Here is a 718-nt window from a genome sequence, read left to right on the forward strand (position 1 = left end):
GTCCCCTAGGGGATTCGAACCCCTGTTACCGCCGTGAAAGGGCGGTGTCCTAGGCCTCTAGACGAAGGGGACAAAATTTCCGCTATCGTTGCTCCGCAACGATGAAATTTTGTAAGGCGAAGTGAGCCAGCGAACTGAGCGTCATTATTCTCACAAAATTAGATAAGTAGTTCTTTCGCACCGACCTATCTTTAAGCAATTTTGTCGCAGAAAGCAAAAGCACACTTTTACTTCCGGCCTATTTCACAGTTACGGACTGTGACACCGTTATATGGCGTCCCCTAGGGGATTCGAACCCCTGTTACCGCCGTGAAAGGGCGGTGTCCTAGGCCTCTAGACGAAGGGGACAGAAATTTTGCCATCAACGCTTTGCGTTGATAAATTTCTGTAAGGTGAGGTGAGCTGGCGAACCGAGCGACCTTTTTCTTACAGACTTTCTGTCTGGCCAATTATCCTACGAAGTAAACTTCACAGATTTTTTGTAAGGCGAAGTGAGCCAGCGAACTGAGCGTCATTATTCTCACAAAATTAGATAAGTAGTTCTTTCGCACCGACCTATCTTTAAGCAATTTTGTCGCAGAAAGCAAAAGTACACTTTTACTTCCGGCCTATTTCACAGTTACGGACTGTGACACCGTTATATGGCGTCCCCTAGGGGATTCGAACCCCTGTTACCGCCGTGAAAGGGCGGTGTCCTAGGCCTCTAGACGAAGGGGAC

3 tRNA genes are annotated in these 718 nt (G+C 48.1%); all 3 read right to left on the bottom strand.

Annotated features, from left to right (window positions below):
- Positions 1 to 72: transfer RNA gene (locus tag HCJ96_RS16170), tRNA-Glu, on the bottom strand.
- 200 nt (positions 73 to 272) lie between these two features.
- Positions 273 to 348: transfer RNA gene (locus tag HCJ96_RS16175), tRNA-Glu, on the bottom strand.
- Positions 349 to 642: 294 nt separating this feature from the next.
- A tRNA-Glu gene (locus HCJ96_RS16180) sits at positions 643 to 718 on the bottom strand.

This window comes from Alteromonas ponticola (genome assembly GCF_012911815.1).
Lineage (GTDB): Bacteria > Pseudomonadota > Gammaproteobacteria > Enterobacterales > Alteromonadaceae > Alteromonas > Alteromonas ponticola.